This window comes from Streptomyces sp. NPDC001492 (assembly GCF_053597275.1).
In genome coordinates this window covers 1-2947 of record NZ_JBSFHW010000112.1, presented here as the reverse complement: position 1 = coordinate 2947, position 2947 = coordinate 1, and the positions used below count along the sequence as shown (strand labels likewise).

Here is a 2947-nt window from a genome sequence, read left to right as displayed (position 1 = left end):
TGCTCACCCCACACTCTTCCCCCACCCCACGCTCTTCGCTTCTCCCCCCCATTTCACACCCCCGGGGGCCCCCCCCCCGCGGGTGGAGCGCCCCTCAAGAACAGCCGGCGAAACAAACAGCCGACGCGCCGAGTCGGCTACTCGCCGGACAGCACCGCCTGAGCCGCGTTGCGCGCATCCTCGGCGCTCTCCGCAGCCCGCGCCGCAGAGGCAGCACGCTCGCACTGGGCCAGCGTGTACTTGCCGAGAGTGGCCCGGACATAGGGAATCGACGCCGCACCCATGGAAAGGGAGGTGACACCAAGACCGGTCAGCACACACGCGAGCAGCGGGTCGGACGCCGCCTCACCGCATACGCCACAGCTCTTGCCCTCGGCCCTCGCCGCCTCAGCGGACAGCGCCACCAGGTCGAGGAGTGCGGGCTGCCACGGATCCTGCAGACGAGAGACCGCACCCACCTGACGATCGGCAGCGAACGTGTACTGCGCGAGGTCGTTGGTCCCCAGGGACAGGAACTCGACCTCCTGCAGAATCGACCGGGCCCTGAGCGCGGCCGAAGGAATTTCGACCATGGCGCCGAACTTCGCCTGCAGTCCCGCTTCACGGCAGGCGTCCGCGAACGCCTTGGCGTCGGCACGGTCCGCCACCATCGGGGCCATGACCTCGAGGTAGACCGGCAGCCCGTCCGCGGCCTTCGCGAGCGCCGTCAGCTGGGTGCGCAGAACCTCGGGGTGATCGAGCAGCGTCCGCAGACCGCGAACGCCCAGCGCCGGATTGGGCTCGTCGGCCGGAGTGAGGAATTCCAGCGGCTTGTCCGCGCCGGCATCCAGCACACGGACGACCACACGGCCCTCGGGGAACGCCGCGAGCACCTGCCGGTACGCCTCGACCTGCTTCGCCTCCGAAGGGGCGTTCTTGCTGTCGTCCAGGAAGAGGAACTCGGTGCGGAAGAGGCCCACACCCTCGGCCCCGGCCTCGACGGCGGCGGGCACATCGGCAGGCCCGCCGACGTTGGCCAGCAACGGCACCTTGTGACCGTCGGAGGTGGCGCCGGGACCGGTCGAGGCGCCGAGCGCTGCCTTGCGCTCGGCGGCCGCGGCCTCCAGCTGGGCCTTCTTGTCCTCGCTGGGGTTCACGAAGATCTCGCCGGTGCTGCCGTCGACTGCGATCACGGTGCCCTCGGCGAGCTCACCGGCGCCCGGCAGCGCCACCACGGCCGGAACACCCAGCGCCCGCGCCAGAATCGCACTGTGGCTGGTCGGCCCGCCCTCCTCGGTGACGAATCCGAGGACCAGTGCGGGGTCGAGCAGCGCCGTATCGGCGGGCGCAAGATCACGTGCAATAAGAACGTACGGCTCGTCGCTGTCCGGAACACCAGGCATGGGCACCCCGAGCAGCCGGGCGACGATACGATTCCGCACGTCATCCAGATCGGCCACACGACCGGCCAGGTATTCGCCGGCACCGGCCAGCAGGGCCCGGTAGGCGGCGAAAGCGTCGTACACGGCACGCTCGGCCGTGCTTCCGACGGTGATGCGCCGTTCGACATCCGCCATCAGCTCGGGGTCCTGCGCCATCATGGCCTGAGCCTCGAGCACCGCCTGGGCCTCGCCCCCGGCCAGATTGCCGCGCGCCATCAGATCGGCCGCCACAGCGTCCACGGCCTGGCGGGCGCGCCCCTGTTCACGCTCCGCGTCCTCCGCCGGAATCTGCTTGGCAGGCGGCTCCAGCACCGCCGTTCCCATGTGCCGAACCTCGCCGATCGCCACACCGTGACTCACGCCCACGCCTCGCAGCGTTGTCTCCATCTCACCCGTCTCCGATAGTGCGGCGGGTCCCGCCGCCGCTGTGGTTGTCCTGCTCGCCGTCATATGACGGCACTGACGTCACTTCCAGACGAAAAGACTGTCGCCCGCCTTCACGTCACCATCGTCACGAAGATCGGAGAGAGCCTCGGCAGTGGCCTCGAGCGCCACGATCGGGCACACCGCGGACTTGCCGGCCGCTTCCACGGCCGCCGGGTTCCACCGGACCACGCCCTGTCCCCGTGTCACCGTGTCGCCCTTGTTCACCAGCAGCTCGAAGCCGTCACCGTTGAGCTGCACGGTGTCGATACCAAGGTGCGTGAGCACACCGTGCCCCTGCTCGTCGACAACGACGAAAGCGTGCGGATGAAGAGAGACGATGACTCCGGCCACGGGAGCAACGGCCTCGGACGGCTCGCGCACGGGGTCGATGGCCGTACCCGGACCCACCATGGCCCCGGAGAAGACGGGATCAGGCACTGCAGCCAGGCCGATGGCGCGTCCTGCGATCGGGGACGTCACGGTGGTCATGGGAAGCCTCCCAGAGGTGGAGATCCAAATGGGCCGTCACTGCCTGTACCGGACGGCGCACTGTGGAGCAGCGTATGTCAGATGAACTGCCGGTTCCGCATGGAAGATACCGGATAGTGGTCTAGACCACCAGCTCGCTCAATTTGCACGCGCTTCCCGGCCGCGTGTACAGTCGTACTCCTGCTTGAGGCCGAGCGGCACCACCGAGTGTCCTGGCTGCAGCAGCACCCACACTTGTCAGATCCTATCTCGGGGTCACCTTCTGTATGTCTGCAGCTAGGTGGTCAGGGGGACGGAAAAACACTGATAGAGTTTGGAACACCGAAGGGAAGCGCCCGGAGGAAAGCCCGAGAGGGTGAGTACAAAGGAAGCGTCCGTTCCTTGAGAACTCAACAGCGTGCCAAAAATCAACGCCAGATATGTTGATACCCCGTCTCCAGCATCTGCTGGGGCGAGGTTCCTTTGAAAAAACACAGCGAGGACGCTGTGTGCGAGGGGACTATTCCTCCTCTCGCACCGCTCTCGTGATGTGTCACCCGATTACGGGTAAACATTCACGGAGAGTTTGATCCTGGCTCAGGACGAACGCTGGCGGCGTGCTTAACACATGC

2 protein-coding genes are annotated in these 2947 nt (G+C 67.1%); both read right to left on the bottom strand.

Annotated features, from left to right (window positions below; translation table 11 throughout):
- Positions 1 to 137: 137 nt before the first annotated feature.
- Complete coding sequence (gene ptsP / locus ACWC1K_RS50575; RefSeq protein WP_450840975.1) at positions 138 to 1808, bottom strand: phosphoenolpyruvate--protein phosphotransferase; 1671 nt, start codon at positions 1806 to 1808, stop codon at positions 138 to 140.
- Between the two features lie 78 nt (positions 1809 to 1886).
- Positions 1887 to 2336: a PTS sugar transporter subunit IIA gene (locus tag ACWC1K_RS50570; RefSeq protein ID WP_351466877.1), complete on the bottom strand. Its 450-nt coding sequence runs from the start codon at positions 2334 to 2336 to the stop codon at positions 1887 to 1889.
- Positions 2337 to 2947: the final 611 nt, after the last annotated feature.

Coding starts and splice junctions, on each gene's coding strand:
- ptsP (WP_450840975.1), bottom strand. CDS start 1,808: ATGGAGACAACGCTGCGAGGCGTGGGCGTGAGTCACGGTGTGGCGATC.
- ACWC1K_RS50570 (WP_351466877.1), bottom strand. CDS start 2,336: ATGACCACCGTGACGTCCCCGATCGCAGGACGCGCCATCGGCCTGGCT.